The following is a 20,777-nucleotide window of genomic DNA, read 5'->3' as shown; positions in this document are numbered from 1 at the left end:
TCCATGATTTTAAAATTTCAGCTCGTACCCCGCACTTTGAAATTTCGATTTGACGCAGGTACCTCCCGAGGGGTACTGAAGACCCGCAATATTTGGTGGATCAAGGCTGTAAATTCAAAGGACTCCCGAATAGGCTGGGGAGAGGCTGCTCCACTGGTAAGGCTGAGTGTTGATGATAGACCGGATTTTGAGGCCAAGGTGCAGGATTTCTTAAATGAGTTTTCAAACTATGATTTTCCTGAGGAGCAAGAATCCTTGTTGGCCTTTATAAAGGATATCGTTCCTTCCGACTTTCCTTCTCTTCGATTTGGCCTGGAGATGGCTATCATGGACTTTTTTCAGGATGGAGAAAAGCGGTTTTTCCCAAACAACTTCTACGATGGGCAAAAGCCGATTCCGATCAACGGCTTGATTTGGATGGGAGATAGAAACTTTATGCGAGAGCAAATCGATGCTAAAATCAGGCAAGGTTTCACTTGTATCAAAATGAAAATCGGAGCTATCGATTTTGAGCAGGAATTGGATTTACTTCGCTATATCCGGGAGCGCTTCTCTGAGGATGAATTGACTCTCCGAGTGGATGCCAATGGGGCTTTTAGTACCATGGAGGCTCTTTCCAAACTCGAACGATTGGCAGAGCTAGGAATCCATAGCATAGAGCAACCCATCGCAGCAGGGCAATGGGCAGAGATGTCAAAGCTTTGTGCCAAGACCCCACTACCCATAGCACTCGATGAGGAATTGATAGGAATTCGGGATAAAGGATTGCTTTTAGACCATATTAAACCACAGCATATCATTTTAAAACCAACTCTGATTGGTGGCTTTTTGGAGTCAGAAGAATGGATAGAAGAGGCCGAAAAACGAGCGATTGGTTGGTGGATGACTTCTGCTTTGGAAAGCAATATCGGTCTGAATGCGATCGCACAATTAGCTTCGAAATTCAATCCGAGGGTACCTCAGGGCCTAGGTACCGGTCAGCTTTACCACAATAATCTAAACTCACCGCTTGTAATTTCTGCTGGTCATATCCGCTACCAAAAGGATTTGAGTTGGGAAATTCCTCGTTAATTTTCTACTGAGAATAAATATACTGGCTTTGGCGCTGATACTTTAATAGAGGTAGGAGTGAGGATGCCATTTTCGATATTTCGCTCGAAAACAACCACGTCTTCTGATGCCTGATGCGCTACCAAAAGGTATTTTTCATCAGATGTCAGTGAAAAGTTTCTGGGCATATTCCCACCACTTGAAATATGCTGCACCGTTTCAAATGGACCTTCATCAGTCTTTGCAAAGACAGAAATTGTGTTCGCGTCACCACGGTTGGAGGCGTAGATGAATTTTCCGTTTTTTGAAACTCGAACTTCCGCTGCTCCCACAGCCCCTTTAAAGTCAGGTTCTAAAAGTGACAGCTTTTGCTGACTAATGAGGTTTCCATCCTGAAAAGCAAAAACCTCTAAAGTGGCGGTCAGTTCTTGAACCACATAAACTTCATCCCCATTTGGGGAAAATACCAAGTGTCGAGGGCCATCTCCAGGAGTCATGGCCGTTTTTGACAAAAGGCTGACTGGCTCCGAATTATTTCTGTCAATTTGATAGGTATAAATGTGATCGGTTCCCAAATCAGCAACAAGCAAAAATCTCCCATCAGGGCTGAAATTTGCACTATGAACATGAGCAGATTCCTGTCTGCTTTGGTTGATACTGTTACCAGAGTGTTGGATTGATTGAAGGTATTCTAACCGCCCTTTGGGAGCTAATCGGTAAATGGAAAAATTTCCACCGCTGTAATTACTGACGGCCAAAATCCCATCTTTCTCTGCAATATGACAGGGATGTGCTCCTCTGCTGAATAGGCTGTCGATCTGAAAAAGCTGCGATTTTTCTTCGTTCCAGCTGAAAGACTTTAAAGCCCCATTTTCATTTTCTTCTACAGAAAAAACAAATTCTCCAGATTCAAGAACAAAGGAGGGATTACTGACTCCCGGTGCAATAACCTTATATGTGATTGCTTGATCTTCTGGATTGAAGCTCAATAATCCGATCCCTTCTTCTGAACTGTCTGTATAACTGCCTACTAGAAAGTTATATTTCATACTTTTTTCAATTTCGATTTTTGATTCCTCTGCGCAGGAAAAAGTCGCTAAGATTAAGAAGGCTACTAAGATATTTTTCATCTGGGAAAGTACGAAAAAAGTCAATAATCGAAAGGAGCTTTGCCCTGCTGATTAATGCTAAATAAATCGACTTTGGAATTGATGAATTGGTAAAAATTTAGCCAAAAAGCAGAAAAATTCGTAATTTGAGCAAGCTTTACAAACCAAATAAAATGCAAACACCCTACGAGACTGAAGTTGCCAAGCGATTTACTATTTATAATTCACTTTTTCTGGATCTTCCTTTTGATCATATTTTTCGAACAGGCACTATGCTTCCTTTATTGGCAACTTCCTGTACGAAAGGTTTTGAAGAAGGTAAATCTCCCCGAGCAATCATAGAGGGATTTTTCAAGGATATGATGCCAAATAATTCTGAGAAAGAACGCAGCGATCTCCTTTTCCAAATGATTCAGTACGTAGAGCGTCAGGTGGTTTTATTTGATTCCATCGAAGATGCAGCCTATGAAAAAATCAATGATTTGGGAGGAAAGGGTTCGATCAAAGCCTTGATTACAAGGGCAGAGGGCGACCGGAAAAAAGAAGCTTTAATTGAAAAGTTAAAGACTTTTTCCGTGCGTTTGACTTTGACAGCCCACCCAACTCAATTTTATCCCGGGAATGTTCTAGGAATTATAACGGATCTGGAAGATGCCATCCGACATGATGATATTGGCCGGATCAATTTGCTTTTGCAGCAGCTGGGAAAAACTGGCTTTATCAATCGGGAAAAGCCATCTCCTTTTGATGAAGCAGTTAGCTTGATTTGGTATTTGGAAAACGTCTTTTACCAAAGCATTTCTGATATCATGATTCGTCTGCTAAAAAGCCTGGAGCAACCTCTACATACTTGGGAAAATCCTGGTCTATTGAAAATTGGGTTTTGGCCAGGTGGTGATCGGGATGGGAATCCATTTGTGACCCATGAAACGACTTTGAAAGTAGCAGAACGGCTCAAAAAATGGATTCTTCGGTGCTACTACAGGGATTTAAGAAAATTAAGAAGGAGACTGACTTTCAAGCATGTCGAGGAAGTGATGCTCCGGGTAGAGCGCGGTATTTTTGTGACTTTATTTGAGGAAAAACCGATATATAACAGTGCTGAAGAACTTTTAGGAGAATTGCTGACTGCAAGAGAAGCGCTGATCAAATATCATGATGGGCTATTCTTAGAGCTTCTGGACGAATTCATCTTGAAGGTTCGGATTTTTGGCTTTCACTTTTCATACATGGATATGCGGCAGGATAGTCGTAAGCATGATGGGCTTTGGGATGAACTTTTGCAGATAGAGGGTCAATCTTGGGAGGAAGATGAAAAGGCTCAAATAGACCAAATTCTATCCTTAAAATCACTACCAAAAGTAGAGAAGTTCAAAGATGAATTTCATCAGGAAATGCTTCGTTCTATTCAAAGTATTGGTACCATTCAAGACAGGAATGGCCCGGATGCCTTACACCGATACATCATTTCCAACTGTCAATCAGTAAAACATCTTTTGGAGGTTTTTCAACTGACCAAACTTAGTCTTGACTCAGATGATAAAGGGATGAATTTGGATATTGTGCCTCTTTTTGAAACAGTCGATGATTTAGCAGCGGCACCTGAAATTATGTCTTTCCTTTATAAACTTCCTGTCTATCAAAAACACCTTCAACACAGAGGAAATAAGCAAACGATCATGTTGGGCTTTTCGGACGGAACCAAAGACGGTGGCTATCTCAAGGCCAATTGGTCTATCTTGAGAGCGAAAGAAGAAATGACTCGGGTTTCCCGGGAAAATGGCATTGAGGTCGTGTTTTTTGACGGCCGTGGTGGACCGCCGGCTCGAGGAGGTGGAAATATGCATAATTTCTATGCTTCCCTTGGAGATCGGGTAGAAAATGCAGAAATCCAAGTGACGATTCAGGGTCAAACCATCTCGGCCAATTATGGAAAGCAGGCTTCTTGTGTCTACAATTTTGAGCAGTTATTAAGTGCAGGTTTGGAAAACCACCTGTACTCAGATGAAGAGCGAAACCTTTCAGAAAGTCAACGTGTACTCATTTCAGAATTGGCTGATAGAGGCTATGAAGCTTACAAAGAATTTAAAAACCATCCCAAGTTTGTGCCTTATCTGGAGCATGTGACCCCTTTGAAGTTTTTTGGAATGACCAATATTGGTTCAAGACCTTTGAAGCGGGGCAAATCAGATGGATTGAAATTTGAAGATCTTCGTGCTATTCCTTTTGTGGGTTCTTGGGCGCAGATGAAGCAGAATATTCCAGGATTCTACGGTGTAGGAGCGGCGATTTCTGAATTGGAAGAACAGGGTAGAATTGCTGAGCTCAGAGATTTATATCAGCGCAGTTTATTCTTCAGGACTCTGCTAGGTAACTCTATGCAATCTTTGAACAAATGCTTTTATCCCGCTACTGCTTACCTTAAAGAGAATAAGGATTATGGTGAATTTTGGGAACTCATGTACGAGGAATATCAGCGATCTATTGCTGCTATCAAGCAAGTGGCAGAGATGGAAGAGCTGATGAGGGATAATCCGGTGAGCCGCACATCCATTTCCATCCGTGAGCGAATAGTCTTGCCCCTAATCACCATTCAGCAATATGCTATTCAAACCATGCTCGAAGAGAGCAAAGATGATAAAACGCTTCAAAAATTGATTTTGCGAAGCATGTTTGGAATCATCAATGCAGCAAGAAATGCAGCTTAAAAAAAGAAAGCTCCGCAAGGAGCTTTCTTTACCATGTCTTGATCAACTAAACTATAAGAAAAGCCTTACTCTCCGTATGAGCAGCAAAACCTTAATGCGACATAGTTACATCAGTTACTACAGAAAACAGTTTTGGGTTCCGGCTTTTGGGATTTTTATGATTTCAGGGCTTTTTTCCTGTCCATCGGTTTAATTTCAGGATTAAAAAGAAGTACTCGTTTTCGAACAGAAATGGCTTTTGTAGCCACTTCGTACGCTTTTTTTGAAGCGGTCACAAGGTTTTTTTAAACTAGGCCAAATGCAAACCTATCAGGCTTCCAGAAAGGAAATGAATATTTTGTAATTTCCATTTTCCAAAAAATTAAAGCCATGAATCATCTCGAAACAAGTTACCAATCCCCAGATGGAGTGAAACTTTATCTTCAGGCCTGGATGCCAGATCAACCCAAAGCGGCTTTATTGCTTATTCATGGTCTTGGTGAGCACAGCGGAAGATATGAATCTTTGGTAAATGGGCTAGGAGAGCTGGGTGTGGCAGTTTTTACCTTTGATGGGCGAGGACATGGAAAGTCAGCTCTTCCCAGTCCCAGTGCTTATTTTGATTCTTATCAGACTTATTTGGAAGATATTCATGCCTTGTATGGGAAAGTGAAGGCCTATGCGCCCGGTGTTCCAACTTTTATCTTCGGACATAGCATGGGTGGGGGATTGGCGGCAGCCTATGCACTAAGGTATAAACCTGAAACCAACGGGGTTATTCTATCAGCTCCAGCTATCAAGGAAGCTGGTGGTACCTCACCGCTTTTGGTAGCGATTTCTGGAATCTTGAATAAAATCGCCCCGAAACTGAAAGCCTTGGCATTAGATATTGAGGGTGTTTCCCGAATACCTGAAGAGGTGGAAAAATATAAAAATGATTCCTTGGTTTATCAGGATAAAATTCCTGTTCGGACAGGCTACGAACTGCTTCAAATGATGCGGTTTATTCAATCTAATGCTAGTGAATTCGATTTTCCTTTTTTGATTATGCATGGGACAGCAGATCGGCTGACCAATCCTGAGGGCTCGCGCTTACTTTATGATAATTCACCTTCACAGGATAAAAGTCATCAGATTTTTGAAGGGGCTTATCATGAATTGCTCAATGATTTGGACAGAGAAGAGGTATTGAGTTTGATTTTGGAGTGGGTAAGACAAAGAGTTTGAAATTAAGACAACATGAAGTGGTCAATTGTTTTTTTCTAAAGACAAGGATTTTCAGTCCTGTGATACTTTCGTGATCTTTTGGGGTTATTTTTCGGCTCATTCCGAAAATATGAAAAAGATACTTATCGTAGAAGATGATCCCAATATCAATGAATTGCTTCAGCTTCACTTAAAGGATGATGGTTATGCAGTGCAGGTGACTGATAATGGTAAAAAAGGCTTCGAATTGGCCCAAAAAGGGGAATTCGATCTAATTATTTTAGATGTGATGCTTCCTGAGATGAATGGGATTCAGATCTGTCAACGGCTCCGTGCTTTGGAAATTTTTACTCTAATCTTGATGCTAACAGCCAAATCAGAGGAAATTGACAAAGTCATGGGGCTGGAGTCTGGAGCAGACGATTATTTGACCAAACCCTTTAAAATCCGGGAATTTCTAGCTCGGGTTAAGGCAATTCTTCGTAGACAGGAGATCCAGCTTTTAGCATTAAAAAAAGAAAAAACGCTCATTTATCAGGGGCTGTTAGAAATCGATATAGAAAAACGAAAAGTTCAATTTGATCAAAAAAGAGTAGAGCTGACTCCAAAAGAGTTTGACCTTTTGTATCTCATGGCAAAAAATCCCGGGAGAAGCTATTCCAGAGGGGAGCTGCTGGAATTGATTTGGGGCTATGATTTCAGTGGGTATGAACATACTGTGAATGCACATATTAATCGCCTTCGATCCAAAATCGAATCGGATCCAAACAATCCTTCCTACATCTTAACTACTTGGGGCGTAGGCTATCGCTTCAATGACGAACTCTAACCCCCGAAAATTATGAAAAGTCTTTATTGGAGATTATCGCTTTCCCTAATTCTGGTATTACTCTTGGTTGGAGCTTCATATATCCTGATTACTGCTAAAAATGCCCAGCGCTATTTTCAGGAAACTACCCAAAAACTCAATGCGGAAGTGGCTTCTTATTTAATCAAGGAAGTCAACCCCTTTCAAGATGGCAAAATCGACGAAGAGGCCTTAGGAGTCATTATGCATTCCATGATGGCCGTTAATCCTGGAATCGAGGTGTATTTGTTAAATCCGAAAGGGGAGATATTATCCTATGTAGTGTTGGATCAATTGGTCAAGCTGAAGGCTGTTGATATAGAACCAGTGGAACAATTTATTTCTGAAGGAGGAAGCGAATTTGTTTTGGGTGATAATCCGAGAAATCCCGGTACAACTTCAGTGTTTTCCGCAGCGCCAGTTTATGAAAATGGGGAACTCCAAGGTTATGTCTACATTACCTTGGAAAGTGAAAAATTCGATACTATCAGCTCCGATTTATTGGGTTCTTATTGGCTAGGACTGACGCTGAATTCCATCCTCATCACCTTGATCGTAGGTCTTTTAATTGGCTTGGTTTTGATAGCTTGGTGGACTAGACACCTTCGAAAAGTAGTCGTGGCAGTGGAAGCATTCAAAGAAGGAGATATGCAAGCCAGAGTGCCTCAGTCTACCTCCAATTCTGATTTGGCTTTGCTAGGCAAAACCTTTAATTCCATGGCAGATACCATTCTGGATAATATTGAGGAACTCAAAAATGTAGATGCGCTTCGTCGGGAATTGATCGCCAATGTATCCCATGACTTGCGAAATCCTCTGGCGATTATTAATGGCTATGTGGAAACCCTTCAGATTCGGGATGAAAAATTGACCCCGGATGAAAAGCGTGGTTATTACAAAATTATTCTCAATTCGGTTGATAAATTGACCAAACTGGTAACGGATCTATTTGACCTTTCCAAACTGGAGTCGGGACAAATGCAGGTAAAAAAGGAGAAGTTGAAAATCCAGGAATTATTGGTGGATTCCAGTTTGAAATACGAACTCTTAGCCCAATCCAAAGATATTGCTATCAGTTCCAGTATCTGTGCGAATTTGCCTTTTGTGGAGGCTGATTTGTATTTGATTGACCGAGTGATTCAGAATTTATTGGATAATGCTGTGAAGTACACACCGGATCATGGCCATATCGAATTGGAAGCCTGCAGTGCACCGGGTGGAGTGAAAATCCGGGTAAAAAACTCCGGTGAAGGAATCCCAAAGGAAGATTTGGAATCCATTTTTGACCGGTATTACAAAGTAGATAAAGACATGAAGGGAATTGAAGGGTCAGGACTTGGCCTGGCTATCGTTCGAAAAATACTGGAAATCCACGGCTCCGAAATCCACATTTCATCTGACTCCGAGAGTTACACAGAATTTGAATTTGTTTTGCCTGCATAAAGTCTTTTAAAAAAATAAAAAAGCCTCTGTTCAATCTAAACGGAGGCTTTTTGGCTAGGAGATGATTTAAAACTTTTGTCATTCCATAAGTGCAAAACCAAAAGGGATTCCAGCGGCTCCACACCAAATAATTCCATAGGTAAATTTTTCATCTGGCATTCCCGGAAGGGAAAAAAAGTGCTCTCCAGATTTTCCCACAATCGATACCAATTGAAAGGTGGAGGCATTATTTAGGTTTAGAGATTGACTGGTAGAAAGGTAAACAGTCACTGTACCTGTGCTGAATTTTGTTGTAAAATCATCTGATAACCGAATGAAAAACTTATTCTCATCATCCTGGATCAATTGCACCATGCCACGGGTATTAGTTGAACTTTGAGCACTAAGCGTTCCAGTTCTCAAAATCTCAAAGTTTTCACCGACTTGATTAGAGTCGTCGGGGGGAATGGGCTCCATGGATTCTGAGGAACAGGAAAGGATCAAGGAAAGGAAGGAGACTACAAATATTTGAATTAGAGTTTTCATAAGTTGGGAGTTTTGAGTTGATGAATATTTCGGAAAAGAATTCTTCCCCTGCTGTAATTGATTTTATTTTGGGCTTTTAAGCCAGAAAGGATAGTCGTTACAGTCTGACGGCTGGTATCCGTCAACTTGGCAAGTTCTTCATGTGTTAAAGGGAGTTTGAGGAGGGTTTCATCCCCGTATTTTTCTCCAAACCGCTCTCCAAGATCTTTTAGCACAGAGATGATTCTGAATTCTGCATCTTGGAACAACATCCGCTCCAGTCGAAGCCTTGCAGTGTGGATTTCTTCCTGTAAAGTTTGAATGATCCGCATTAGCTTTAAGTTGGGATGTTCCTCCATTTGTATTTTCTCTACTAGCGTGTTGTCTTCCATGGCAAATGCTGAATAGGAGAGTCTTTTCTCTGTATGCTCTTCATGAAATTCGCCCAGAAATTCACCCTGATCTTTGATAGAGAGTAGTGTGCTATTTCCGGATTCTTGGTAGCGGACAGTTTTGACCAATCCGGATTTAATGAGAAAATAGCCTTGGAAGAGTTTTCCCTGCCCCAATATCTGCTCTCCTTTTTGAAATCGAAGAAGCTGAGGGAAATTGGGTTGAGTAAAGGATTTGTCTGCTTTATTCATTGGTTTTGGGTTTTACTTGATAATAGATTCCAATCGAAAAAGTAGCTGCCGAATAGAGATTTTTCCGTGAGTAAAGGAAATCGGCAAAGTTTCTATAGTTCAGAGAAAGATGAAAATCTTGATAAACCGGTACCGATGCACCAAAACTGTAGCTGGTATATTCCGTACCGTCTCCCCGAACAAAGTCTGTTGCTACCAAGACATCATCTACTGAATTGAGCCCCTGGAGTCGGCCATTGACCCAGACTTTCCCTGCGATTTGATACCCTAGTTCGATTCCGATCGCAACTTGGTCTGAGAAGGATACATTTTCATAGGAAGTCCTGAAATTGTAGGAACCGAAAATACTTCCATATAGTGGCGTATTAGGCAAGGCAAAAGAGGTTGAAAGGGTTGTCCATACATTGAATTCTCCATCTCCTGAAGGCAGATTGATGGATTCAAAGTCATTGAGAGTACTTTGGGCAAAGTTATTTGCACGACCAATTGGGATTTCCGGAGCGATAGAAATGGCCAAAGGCAAGTACTTTTTTAGTAAGGAATGCTTAAACTCCAACCTCAAATCACCCAAGCCGCTGACCGTTTCCGTGGTATTAAACCCATTCCAAATTTGAAGGGGCCAGTTGGCGATCAAGGAGAAGCGTTCGGTCAAGCCGTATTCTCCATAGAAAACCAATGAATTTTGGGTGAAGGTATTTGTACTGAGTTTTTCTCCTCCAAGCGTGAAATAATCCGAAGAGCTAAAGCGATTGAAGCTTAGCTGGTAGAATCCTTCACCTTTTTCCTTAGTCCATCCGCTTTGGGCAAAGCCAGCATTGCTGCAAAGCAAGAAGCTCAATCCGATTCCAAGGATTCGGAACAAGCTTCCTTTTTGAGTGAGCATCATAATTTAATTGAGATTTGCATAGCCAAAAGGAACGCCCACAGAACCGCACCAAAGGATGACGTGGGTGTATTTGGAAGTGGACATGCCTGCTGGGATTGCAAAGAAATTCTCTCCGGCCATTCTTACTGGTCCAAGTGGTAAGAGATTGGGGTTTCCATTGGCTGGATCAGGCATAAATTCCATTGAAGTGGATAGAAAGACGGTGACAGTTCCTGTAGCCAAGGCCGTATTAAATGCCCCATCGAATCTTAAAAATTCTTTTCCCTGTGTATCGGTACCCAAGCTGGCAGTCCCACTGGATCCTGCATTATTTTGATCGATGAAAGTTCCAGATCGAAGGACTGTCAGACTTCCTGTCGGTTGGGTAGGGTCGATGACAACCGGATCCCTGTCTTCCGTGCATGAGACAATTCCCAAGAAGGCGATGTAAAAGAGTAGCATTACTTTTTTCATGATTTTATTGGTTTTGATTTGAGTCAAAATTGGCTGAAGAGTATCACGAAAAAGTCACGGAAGTTTAAAGCTTTTTAATGGAGGAGAAATGGTGGTACAATACTGTTGAATTAGCTCATTGTATTCGGTTTCACCTTTTTTTTGGAAAAAGGCGGTTCTCTTTTTCTTCCAATATCTGATTCAATCTTTGGTTGCGTTGTTTTTGTTTTTTTTTAAAAACTTCCTTTCGATTTGGATTAATATTTTGTTTTTGTATTTTAGTGTCATAATACACTATGACACTAATACACTGCTTATGATTCAGGTACAAAACTTGGATTTTTCCTATTCAAAAAAGTCCCAACTTTTTTCCCAATTAAACTGGGAAAGCAGGACTGGCAATATCATTGGGATGCTTGGTAAAAATGGAGCGGGGAAGTCTAGCTTTCTCCGAATTTTGGCGGGTTAATTATTTCCAAATTCGGGTCAGGTGTCTGTTTTGGGTTTTTCTCCGGAGCAAAGGAATCAGACTTTCCTAAGCGAGGTCTTTTTCGTACCGGATGAAAACTTTCTTCCCGGACACTTGTCTGCTGAGCGATATCAGCAGATTTTACAGCCTTTTTATCCACGGTTTGATACTGAGATTTTCACTCGGTTGCTAGATCGATTTGAAGTTGACTCACAGGAAAAAATAAAAAACCTGTCTTTTGGTCAGCAGAAAAAGGTCGGCTTGGCGATGGCTTTGAGTTCGGGTTGTGCCCTGATTCTGCTGGATGAGCCGACGAATGGCTTGGATATTTCGAGTAAATCTGCATTCCGTAAGGAACTGATTTCAGTGCTAAGTGAAGATCAGACAGTGGTAATTGCCACGCATTTGATAAGGGACTTGGAGAATATATTGGACCGGGTGATGATTTTGGATCAAGGGCAAATCAAACTGGATGCAGACCTTAGCGACTTAGCTGACTCGCTTCATTTTGGTGTCAGTCAATCGGAAGTTTCCGGTGCGATTTATTCCCAGTCATCGGCTTTGGGAGTTCAATTCATTCAGGAACGAACTACTCAAGCCCAAACGGTAGTGAACCTAGAATTACTCTTTGAAGGGGTCACCTCAGGTGTTCCAATAGCTTCTTTTCTTTCAAAAACTAATTCTCTTACAGCATGAAAACAGCTAAAGCTATCAGCTTGACCCGAATGGGTTGGCTTCTACAATATTATTGGGCTACCTATAAAACGACATATTTGACCGCCATATTTGGGTTTATTGGGTTGATTATTTTGGTTTACCAATTGATCCTATTTTCCAATCATGGCTATCTTACCTTCGAAACAGGTTATGTTCATGGCATTTTTCTCAGTGGATATTTTGTCATTTGTTTGCTTTGGGTGGGACAAAGCTTCCTAGCTCTACGAAATCCTCAAAATGCAAAAAGCTATTTGATGCTACCGGCTAGCATAGCAGAGAAATATATAGTCGAGCTTTCAATTAAGATGGCTGGCTTGTTAATTATTTATCCCATTATCTTTTGGGGAGCTTCTAATTTAGGTTTGGGCTTATTCCAATTGTTTGGTCCGCTTTTCTTTACCAATGTCACCATAGATAATATAGGGATTTTGGAATGGAAGGAGTTCTGGCTGATAGAAAATTTCGGAGAGCAGTTATTTTTTATCAAGTTAATTTTATTGGGTCTTTTTGCTTTGATTCCATCTTTGATTTGGGCTGGAAGTTTGATTTTTGGAAAGTATAATTTTATCTGGATGCCATTCAGCCTTTTTGTGGTTTACTTGGCAATCAGTGCGACTTCTATCGCTTTATCATGGATCATGGATCCGGGAACTTTATCTATATCTATAAATGGACAAGTGAAATATGAAATCCTCAAGGTTGATCAACCTGAATTGCTCCCTGATACGCCTTTGATAATCATTATGTCAGCTATCTGGATTTGGCTGGCGGTGGTTTTATCTTATGTGGTGGCTTATTTCAAACTGAAAGAAAAGCAGGTATAAGATGGACTTCAGCGAACATAAAAATATCTTTCTGCAGATCCGGGATTGGATGGTCGATCAGATACTCACTGGGAAGTTGCAGCCTGGAGATAAAATTCCATCTGTACGGGAACTTGCCGCAGATATCGAAGTCAATCGGAATACAGTCATGCGTAGCTATGCGCTGATGGAGGAGGAGGGGATTCTGGAGAATAAGCGGGGAATTGGTTTTTTTATTTCACCGGAGGCCAGATCGACCCTCTTGGGCATTCAGCGAAAAGAATTCTTTAAGGAGACCTTGCCTCCGATCATTCATCAGATTCAGGTTTTACAACTCAATTCAGAAGATCTTGAATCACTTCTTGCAGTTATCCACTCAAATGATGCTAAAAAATGAAAAAGAGCAATAAAATAATTATTGGATATCTAAGTTTTTTATGGATTACCTTGGTGATTAGTCTGGTTGTTTCTTTCGCCATGACTACCCAAAGAAATTATTCAATTGTAGATGAAGTTCGGAGAGAAAAGTTTGAATTGAATGATTTTTCGGTAGTAAAAATTCAAAACTCCAGTTATTTGAAAATAGTGCTGGCTGACTCTACCTATTTGGAATACATTACGATTCACGGAGGGGATGTAAAGCCTCCCAAATCAGAGCCAATTAAAAAGTATCGTGTTACCAATGATACGTTACACATTGATCAGCTACAGCAGGCCTCCAATGGGAGTTTCCTATTGAAAGTGAAAAGTCTCAGAGAGATTCAAGTCTTGGATGAGAGCAGGCTGATCTTGGAAAATCTTAGCATGGATTCTTTGGCTTTCCAAAGCCCTGAACACGAGTTGCAATTGAGTGAACTCGATCAGGTGACGATAGATTTTCTTAATGGACAGTTATTTATCAAGGGAAGGATCGGGGAGCTGACGGGAAGTCTGGAAGATCGGGCTTGGCTGAGCATTCCGAGTAAAATCGGCAAAATCAATCTTGAAAAAGGTGAGAAAGCAACGGTATTCGTAGAGTAGGAGTCAATTCTTTTTGATCAATAATTTGATATTTCTCGATCGTAATCGAAAAATTACATGTTTATTTTCGGTTACGATCGATAAAATACATATTTTTGATTCATGATCCATCGAATCATTGAGACAGAATTGCTCAAACGAATCCATCAAGGAAAGCTTTTACTGGTCGTGGGTCCACGTCAAGTTGGGAAAACTACGCTCATGCGTCAACTTTTAAAGCAGCTGAATATAGAAGATTTGTGGTTGAATTGTGATAATATAGACGACCGGCTGAGCTTGCAAGAAGCGACGATGACTTCCCTCCAATCGTTGATCGGAGATCGGAAGCTTGTATTTATTGATGAAGCCCAGCGAGTTCGAAATATTGGGCTAACATTAAAATTGCTCATCGATAATTTTCCGGAAGTGCAGGTGATCGCATCCGGTTCCTCTGCTTTGGATTTAGCCAATACCATCAATGAACCGCTCACTGGACGAAAGCGAGAATTTCAGCTTTATCCATTTTCCACGGAAGAATTGTGCCGACATACTTCCGAGCGTGAGGAGAAGCGGCTCTTAGAAGACCGGCTTATTTATGGATTTTATCCGGAGGTGATCAATCTTCCTGCCGATGCGCAAGAGGCTTTGGGAGAGATAACTAGCAGTTACCTGTACAAAGATTTGCTGAGTTTGGAAGAGGTTCGAAAACCTGCAATTCTTCAAAAGCTACTGCTCGCCTTGGCTTTGCAAGTGGGCTCGGAGGTTACCTACAATGACTTGGGGAATACCATCGGGATCGATAAGGGAACCGCCGAGAAGTACCTGGACTTGCTAGAAAAGGCGTTTGTGATCTTTCGATTGAACTCATTCAGCCGGAATATGCGAAGGGAAATCAAGAAAAGCCGTAAGATTTACTTTTGGGATAATGGCATCCGAAATGCCATTATTAATAATTTCAATTCGGTAGCACTTCGTGCGGATGTGGGTGCACTTTGGGAAAATTTCATCATCAGCGAGCGTATGAAGTATTTGGCCTATCACCGGATTCCGACGAATGTCTACTTCTGGCGAACCACCACGGGTAAGGAATTGGATTGGTTGGAAGAGCGAGGAGGGAAGCTCTATGCCTTTGAGGCAAAATGGAACCCTGAACGGAGGGCAAGACTTCCCTTGGGTTTTGCTGAAGCGTATCCCGAAACCGAATTTCAGGTGGTTCATCGAGAAAACTATCTTGAGTTTTTGATTTAAAAGTGAGGGTTATTAATCTACCATATTTTTACAGTTTGGGAATATGATTCCTAAATTGTAAAAAATATCAGGCTTATCCAAGGCTTAAACCTCCATCCCATTAAAAGGCTTAAATCTTCTCCTCCCTACACCCATGGCGACGGCCCGACAGACGGTTTTGTCGCCGTACTTGACATTGAGTCGGTCTAGGGCTTGGTAGAGATTGATCTGTTCTTGGCTGTCTTCGAAGAGTTTGATTTGATAATTGCCATAGACCAGGCTACTGAAGCGCACCCCGATCAGTCGGATGAGTAGTCGGCGGCTGTAGAGTTTGCGGAAAAGCTCCTTCACCACAGGCAGGATGCTATGATCTGCCGAAGTGTAGGGAATCCGCTGCTGCATGCTGTGCGTCTCGAAGTCCGAATAGCGGATCTTCACACTCACACAGGCGGTGAGTTGCCCCTTCTGACGAAGCTTGGAGGCGAGTTGCTCGGTCATCGCCACTAGGGTCGCTTCTAGCATCTTGACATCGATGGTATCTTCTTCGAAGGTATTTTCGGAAGAAACTGACTTGGCTTCGGAGTAGGGGATAACCGGATTACGGTCGATGCCATTCGCTTTTTCCCAGATCATCTTCCCATTTTTCCCAAAAGTTGCTTCCAGCAATTGGGAGGGCATTTGCTGCAGGGTATGGACCTTTTTGATACCCATATTGTAGAGGGTTTGGGAGGTTTTCTCCCCGATCATCGGGATTTTCCGCACGGATAGGGGGGCAAGAAAGGGTTTTTCCTCTCCATTGGGTACCTGCTTTTCATTGTTGGGCTTGGCTTCGCCGGTGGCCACTTTGGAGACGGTTTTGTTTTCCGACAGCCCCATGGAAATGTTCAGTCCGCTCTCTCGGATGATACGCTGCCGGAGTTCGTGAGCGAGTTTGAAGCAACCGAAAAAGCGGTCCATCCCAGTCAGATCGATGTAGAACTCATCGATAGAGGACTTTTCGAAGAGCGGAACAGATTCTTGGATGATCTCGGTGACCTCATGTGATTTTTGGCTGTATTTCTCAAAATCCCCCTTGACAATGATGGCCTCGGGGCAGAGTTGCCGGGCTGTCCGCATAGGCATGGCCGAGTGCACCCCAAACTTCCTTGCCTCGTAACTGCAGGAGGCGACCACACCCCGATCACTCGAACCCCCGATCAGTATGGGTTTTCCATTGAGCCTGCTGTCAAAAAGCCGCTCCACCGACACGAAAAACGTATCCAAATCCATATGTGCAATACTTCGCTTCCCCTCCATGACTTTTTGTTAATATTATTGACATTTTAATGTTTATAATTTAATCATTTTTATTAGATTTGGGGAAGGGGATTAAGGGAAGTGGCGGGAGTTGTCAATTAATGAAAGATATACTTCACTTCGTTCAGTGAGATAGCTATCTACCCGTAGGGCTATCTTAAAAAAGTGTTTGCGTAGCTGTCTTGAAATAAAGAAGATATGGCTTCGCCAAGATTTGCCTCACTTCGTTTAGCAAGATAGGCTATCTGCCCGAAGGGCTATCTTCAAAATTATCTGCGAAGCTGTCTAGAAATAAAGAAGATATGGCTTTGCTAAGATATGCTTCACTACGTTCAATGAGATAGGTTAAAATAGAATTAATCATGAGTGAAAAATCAAAATACATCCCTCTCAAAGAGCTTGAAATCTACATTTTATCAAGGCAGCTTTCTGCTTTCGCTTGGGGTATTTACCAAAGATTGGATTATCCATCAAGAAAAATATGGGGAGATCAGATGATAAGTTCTATGGATTCGATAGGAGCTAATATAGCAGAAGGATATGCTAGGTTTCATTTTCTTGAAAGGATTAGATTCTACTACATCTCAAGAGCTTCTTTATCAGAAAGTGTTGATCACTGGATAGATCTCGGTTTTGAGCGAAAAATTGTATCAAATGATGCATACAAAGAAATCAAAATTATTTCCAAGAGCCTTCAGGTCAAACTGAACCATCAAATTAAAATTGCCTATAACGCAAAAGATAAAAATTCATCAAAATGAAAGACTATCTGCCTGCAGAGCTATCTTAAAAATATCTGCGTAGCTGTCTAGAAATAAAGAAGATAAGATATGGATTCGCCAAGATATGCTTCACTTCGTTCAGCAAGATAGCTATCTGCCCGCAGGGCTATCTTAAAAATTATCTGCGTAGCTATCTTAAAAAAATATTTTACCCATTGTTGCCTCTTAGAAATTCAGAAAAATATGCTCATCCAATTAAATCTTAAATTCCTCCGAAAAAAGAAAAACCTCACACAAGAATCTCTTGCCCAGGCTTTAGGGATTTCTAGATCTAAACTGGCAGGATACGAACTCACTATCACGCCTCCTTTGGACATTTTGGTGAAAATTGCTGAATACTTCAACGTTTCTCTTGACATCCTGATCAAAGAAGATTTGGCTTCTTATTCCGAATACAAACTCCGGGAATTGCTGGAGACAGATCAATTCCTCCGGGGAAGAAAGCTACGGATTCTTTCCACCACCGTGGATGCGGAGGGACGTGAATTGATCGAAGTGGTTTCTCAGCGGGCCAAGGCCAGTTATTTGGCTGGCTTTGCTGATCCTGAATTTATCTCAGAGCTTCCCCGCTTTTCCCTGCCTTTTCTTCCCATGGACAAAAAGCATCGCGTTTTTCAGGTGGACGGAGATTCCATGCTGCCGATTCCTGATGGAGCATGGATTGTCTGTGAATACGTGGATGACTGGTTTGGAATCAAAGACGGGGAGCGCTATGTGATAGTCACCGAGCAGGATGGTGTGACTTTTAAAATCGCTTACAACCGTATTCAGTCTGTTCAAAAGATTCTGCTCTGTTCCTCCAATCCAATCTATCCACCCTTCGATGTAGAGATAGAGCAAGTTCGGGAGGTGTGGCGATATCGCTTGGTCATGAGTGAGTGATTTTTTGAAGAGGAATCAATTCATTTCCACCATTGGTTCATGGCTTTTACGAGGGCATGTGTATCTTCAAGATTCAATAAACCTAAAAACCTGCTTTCATGAATTCCCTTCGTTTTTCAGGATGCCTTATCCTACTTGGATTACTTTGGAACTGCTCCCCAAAAGATGTTGACCCCTTTGCTACTATAAAGCCGGACGAGACTCGCTTCACTAAAGTGACTTTGGTCGAAAAGCTCAACGAACCCATGGAGCTTGAAGTCCTGGACAACGGAGATGTGCTTTTCATCGAGCGGGCTGGTTTGCTGAAATTGTACGAGGCTGCCACAGGGGAGACTACTGTGGTGGGTGAGCTCGACGTGTATATCGAAGGAGAAGATGGGCTTTTGGGTTTGGCCAAGGATCCTAACTTCAACCAAAATCATTGGATCTACCTCTACTATGCTCCCAATGATTACAGCCCGGATGTCAACCGGCTTTCCAGATTTGATTTTGTCGAAAATCGGCTTGACCTAAGTTCCGAAAAAATCCTGCTGGAAATTCCTGTCTTTCGGGGATGCTGCCACTCGGGCGGATCGATTGAGTTTGATGCCAATGGTTTGCTTTTTCTTTCTACCGGGGATGATACGACGCCTTTTGAATCGGATAATTACAATCCCATCGATGAGCGTCAAGATCGTCCCGCCAATGTGGATGCCCAAAAGACCTCCGGAAATACGAACGATCTTCGTGGAGCCATCATTCGAATCAAGCCGGAAGCCGATGGAAGCTACAGCATTCCTGAAGGCAATCTTTTCCCTCCGGGCACGCCCAATACCCGACCGGAAATCTATGTGATGGGTAATCGAAACCCATACCGAATTTCCATTGATAAGCATACTGGAAATCTTTTTTGGGGTGAAGTGGGGCCTGACGCCTCTGTGGATTCTGCTCGCAGAGGTCCCAAAGGTCATGATGAAATTAATCTAGCTACAAAGGCTGGATTTTACGGTTGGCCGTATTTTGTAGGAAATAATAAGCCTTACTGGAAATACGATTTTGAAACTCAGGAAAGTCTTTTTGAATTCGATCCGGCTGCTCCTGTGAATACCAGCCCAAATACCACGGGTTTGGAGCAATTGCCACCGGCACAGCCGGCTTTGATCTGGTATCCTTACGATGAATCGGAGGAGTTTCCCATGCTCGCCACAGGCGGTAGAAATGCCATGGCAGGGCCTGTCTATCATCGGGAAGATTATGAAAATTCAGCCGTTCGATTCCCGGGCTATTATAATGACAAGCTTTTTATCTATGATTGGATGCGAAATTGGATTTTCACGGTTTCCTTGACCGAAAATTTCGAATACGATACCATGGAGCGCTTTATGCCCTCGACTGTATTTGACAAACCTGTAGATATGCAGTTTGCTAAGGATGGTTCACTTTATGTATTGGAATACGGAACCTACTGGCGGGCCCAGAATGATGATTCGGGTTTGTATCGCATTGAATTTGCACCTGGAAACCGTGAGCCGCTGGCTAAAGCTTCTGCAAATCAACGAACGGGAGCGGCTCCTCTTGATGTGACTTTTTCTGCAGAAGGTTCCATGGATTTTGATCCTGAAGATCGCTTGACTTATACCTGGGATTTTGGAGATGGTAGCCCAAGTAGCAATTCCCCAAACCCTTCCCATACTTTCGAAAATCCAGGAATTTATCCAGTTACACTGACAGTTACTGATTTGGAGGGAGAAAAAGCTTCCACAAGCCTGGAAATTCGGGTAGGAAATGAACGTCCTCAGGTATTTATCGAATGGGCTGGTAATACAAGTTTTTACTTTGAAGGGCAGCCTGTGGACTATTCAGTGCAAGTTGTGGATCGGGAAGATGGTGAAATAGACTCCGAAGCGATTGATTTTTCTATCGATTACATCGCAGGAGGCTTTGATCTGATTCAGGCTGGCCATCAAGAGGAGCAGGTTTCTGTGGGTGAAAATTTCATCAACCAAGCTGGATGCAAAGCCTGTCATGCGATTGCCAATGAGTCGGTTGGACCGACCTATCAAGAAGTTTCTGCCAAATACAAGGGCCAGTCCGATGCCAAAGAATACCTTATCGACAAGATCCGAAATGGCGGTGGGGGCGTTTGGGGAGGCGAGCGCATCATGCCTGGGCATACTCACTTGCCGGAAGAGCAAGTAGGGCAGATGGTCGATTTTATCTTGGCTTTGGAAGATCCTGATTATGGAAAAGTCAACTGGCCTTTAGAGGGAGAGTTTTCCCCAGAGCAATCTGATAATCCAGAAGGATACTATTTGGTGCAGGCAAGCTATACGGACCAAGGAGCCAATGGTATAGACCCGCTTCGAGGAAATGTCCAGCTAACTCTCCGCCACCCAGATATAAAAGCAGTGACTGCGGATCGCTTTGAAAATTCGGCGAAGGCCAATGCAAATGGGCTGAATTTCGTCCGGTTTACCCAGCGAAATTCCTGGATTGCATTTGACCAAATTGACTTAAGGGGAATAAGGCAAGTGGAGATTCTTGTAAATCCTGCAGGGATAGAAGGTCGTTTAGAAATTCGGCTTGGTTCTCCGACGGGACCAAGGATTGGTATTTCTGAAGTCCTACTTCAAGGTGATCGAAGGGGCTATTTTACTGAGGTGATTCCACTGAAGAAATCCGATGAAACGGCGGACCTTTATTTTGTTCTTAAGACAGATTCAGGGATTTCGATTTGGAATACCTTTAATCTAGATCGGATTCAATTTCTAAAATGAATATAGGAGTCATTCTGAAAAGACCTGTAAAAATACAG

18 protein-coding genes and 1 pseudogene are annotated in these 20,777 nt (G+C 42.3%); 13 read left to right on the top strand and 6 right to left on the bottom strand.

What is annotated here, in order from left to right; genetic code table 11:
• Positions 1 to 3: 3 nt before the first annotated feature.
• On the top strand, positions 4 to 1,071 hold the full coding sequence (locus G457_RS0111840) for an o-succinylbenzoate synthase (protein WP_026946675.1): 1,068 nt from the start codon (positions 4 to 6) through the stop codon (positions 1,069 to 1,071).
• On the opposite strand, the gene G457_RS0111835 is transcribed toward G457_RS0111840, so the two are convergent.
• Positions 1,068 to 2,099, bottom strand: coding sequence for a lactonase family protein (locus G457_RS0111835; protein ID WP_248602856.1), 1,032 nt, complete (start codon positions 2,097 to 2,099; stop codon positions 1,068 to 1,070). The two genes, G457_RS0111840 and G457_RS0111835, sit on opposite strands and share 4 nt — an antisense overlap.
• A gap of 233 nt (positions 2,100 to 2,332) precedes the next feature.
• Here G457_RS0111835 and G457_RS0111825 point away from each other — a divergent pair, with 233 nt between their 5' ends.
• From G457_RS0111825 to G457_RS0111805, 4 genes are all read left to right on the top strand, one after another.
• Positions 2,333 to 4,867: a phosphoenolpyruvate carboxylase gene (locus G457_RS0111825; RefSeq protein ID WP_026946673.1), complete on the top strand. Its 2,535-nt coding sequence runs from the start codon at positions 2,333 to 2,335 to the stop codon at positions 4,865 to 4,867.
• 369 nt (positions 4,868 to 5,236) lie between these two features.
• Positions 5,237 to 6,073, top strand: coding sequence for an alpha/beta hydrolase (locus G457_RS0111815; protein WP_026946671.1), 837 nt, complete (start codon positions 5,237 to 5,239; stop codon positions 6,071 to 6,073).
• Positions 6,074 to 6,182: 109 nt separating this feature from the next.
• A complete protein-coding gene (locus tag G457_RS0111810; protein ID WP_026946670.1) occupies positions 6,183 to 6,881 on the top strand; it encodes a response regulator transcription factor in 699 nt (232 codons plus the stop codon).
• A 12-nt stretch (positions 6,882 to 6,893) separates the two neighbouring features.
• Positions 6,894 to 8,342 carry a HAMP domain-containing sensor histidine kinase gene (locus G457_RS0111805; protein ID WP_026946669.1) on the top strand — a complete coding sequence of 483 codons (1,449 nt, stop codon included), beginning with the start codon at positions 6,894 to 6,896 and terminating at the stop codon, positions 8,340 to 8,342.
• Between the two features lie 78 nt (positions 8,343 to 8,420).
• On the opposite strand, the gene G457_RS0111800 is transcribed toward G457_RS0111805, so the two are convergent.
• From G457_RS0111800 to G457_RS0111785, 4 genes are read right to left on the bottom strand one after another with little or no spacing between them, the layout of a single operon-like run.
• Entirely contained in the window at positions 8,421 to 8,867 is a 447-nt protein-coding gene (locus tag G457_RS0111800; protein WP_026946668.1) for a hypothetical protein, read from the bottom strand.
• The gene (locus G457_RS22245) at positions 8,864 to 9,490 is read right to left on the bottom strand and encodes a Crp/Fnr family transcriptional regulator (RefSeq protein ID WP_051260806.1); all 627 of its coding nucleotides are present in this window, start codon (positions 9,488 to 9,490) and stop codon (positions 8,864 to 8,866) included. The genes G457_RS0111800 and G457_RS22245 overlap by 4 nt, the downstream gene beginning before the upstream one ends.
• Positions 9,483 to 10,376, bottom strand: a complete 894-nt coding sequence (locus tag G457_RS0111790) for a hypothetical protein (RefSeq protein WP_026946667.1) — start codon at positions 10,374 to 10,376, stop codon at positions 9,483 to 9,485. Before G457_RS0111790 ends, G457_RS22245 begins: the two co-directional genes overlap by 8 nt.
• A 3-nt stretch (positions 10,377 to 10,379) precedes the next feature.
• Positions 10,380 to 10,829, bottom strand: a complete 450-nt coding sequence (locus G457_RS0111785) for a DM13 domain-containing protein (protein WP_026946666.1) — start codon at positions 10,827 to 10,829, stop codon at positions 10,380 to 10,382.
• A 295-nt stretch (positions 10,830 to 11,124) separates the two neighbouring features.
• Here G457_RS0111785 and G457_RS21395 point away from each other — a divergent pair.
• The 5 genes and pseudogenes from G457_RS21395 to G457_RS0111755 all read left to right on the top strand — a co-directional run bounded on the left by G457_RS21395 (position 11,125) and on the right by G457_RS0111755 (position 15,044).
• A pseudogene (locus G457_RS21395) lies at positions 11,125 to 11,973 on the top strand (ABC transporter ATP-binding protein).
• Positions 11,970 to 12,818 carry a hypothetical protein gene (locus G457_RS0111770; RefSeq protein ID WP_026946664.1) on the top strand — a complete coding sequence of 283 codons (849 nt, stop codon included), beginning with the start codon at positions 11,970 to 11,972 and terminating at the stop codon, positions 12,816 to 12,818. The pseudogene G457_RS21395 and the gene G457_RS0111770 overlap by 4 nt, the downstream one beginning before the upstream one ends.
• Before the next feature lies 1 nt (position 12,819).
• Entirely contained in the window at positions 12,820 to 13,194 is a 375-nt protein-coding gene (locus G457_RS0111765) for a GntR family transcriptional regulator (RefSeq protein ID WP_026946663.1), read from the top strand.
• Positions 13,191 to 13,817, top strand: coding sequence for a hypothetical protein (locus G457_RS0111760; protein WP_026946662.1), 627 nt, complete (start codon positions 13,191 to 13,193; stop codon positions 13,815 to 13,817). Before G457_RS0111765 ends, G457_RS0111760 begins: the two co-directional genes overlap by 4 nt.
• Positions 13,818 to 13,919: 102 nt before the next feature.
• Positions 13,920 to 15,044, top strand: coding sequence for an ATP-binding protein (locus G457_RS0111755; protein WP_026946661.1), 1,125 nt, complete (start codon positions 13,920 to 13,922; stop codon positions 15,042 to 15,044).
• A gap of 84 nt (positions 15,045 to 15,128) precedes the next feature.
• Here the strand turns inward: G457_RS0111755 and dinB are convergent, their stop codons facing one another.
• Positions 15,129 to 16,319, bottom strand: a complete 1,191-nt coding sequence (gene dinB, locus G457_RS0111750; protein WP_026946660.1) for a DNA polymerase IV — start codon at positions 16,317 to 16,319, stop codon at positions 15,129 to 15,131.
• A 362-nt stretch (positions 16,320 to 16,681) separates the two neighbouring features.
• Between dinB and G457_RS0111745 the strand changes: the two genes are divergently transcribed.
• The 3 genes from G457_RS0111745 (at position 16,682) to G457_RS0111735 (ending at position 20,739) form a co-directional block, all read left to right on the top strand.
• The gene (locus tag G457_RS0111745; protein WP_026946659.1) at positions 16,682 to 17,080 is read left to right on the top strand and encodes a four helix bundle protein; all 399 of its coding nucleotides are present in this window, start codon (positions 16,682 to 16,684) and stop codon (positions 17,078 to 17,080) included.
• Between the two features lie 204 nt (positions 17,081 to 17,284).
• Positions 17,285 to 17,983, top strand: a complete 699-nt coding sequence (locus G457_RS0111740) for an XRE family transcriptional regulator (protein ID WP_026946658.1) — start codon at positions 17,285 to 17,287, stop codon at positions 17,981 to 17,983.
• Positions 17,984 to 18,081: 98 nt separating this feature from the next.
• Positions 18,082 to 20,739 (top strand): PQQ-dependent sugar dehydrogenase, encoded by a 2,658-nt coding sequence (locus tag G457_RS0111735; protein WP_026946657.1) that lies wholly within the window; start codon positions 18,082 to 18,084, stop codon positions 20,737 to 20,739.
• Positions 20,740 to 20,777: the final 38 nt, after the last annotated feature.

Source organism: Algoriphagus marincola DSM 16067, assembly GCF_000429405.1.
GTDB lineage: Bacteria > Bacteroidota > Bacteroidia > Cytophagales > Cyclobacteriaceae > Algoriphagus > Algoriphagus marincola.
The sequence above is the reverse complement of the archived record's forward strand: the minus strand, read 5'-3'. Positions and strand labels throughout refer to the sequence as shown.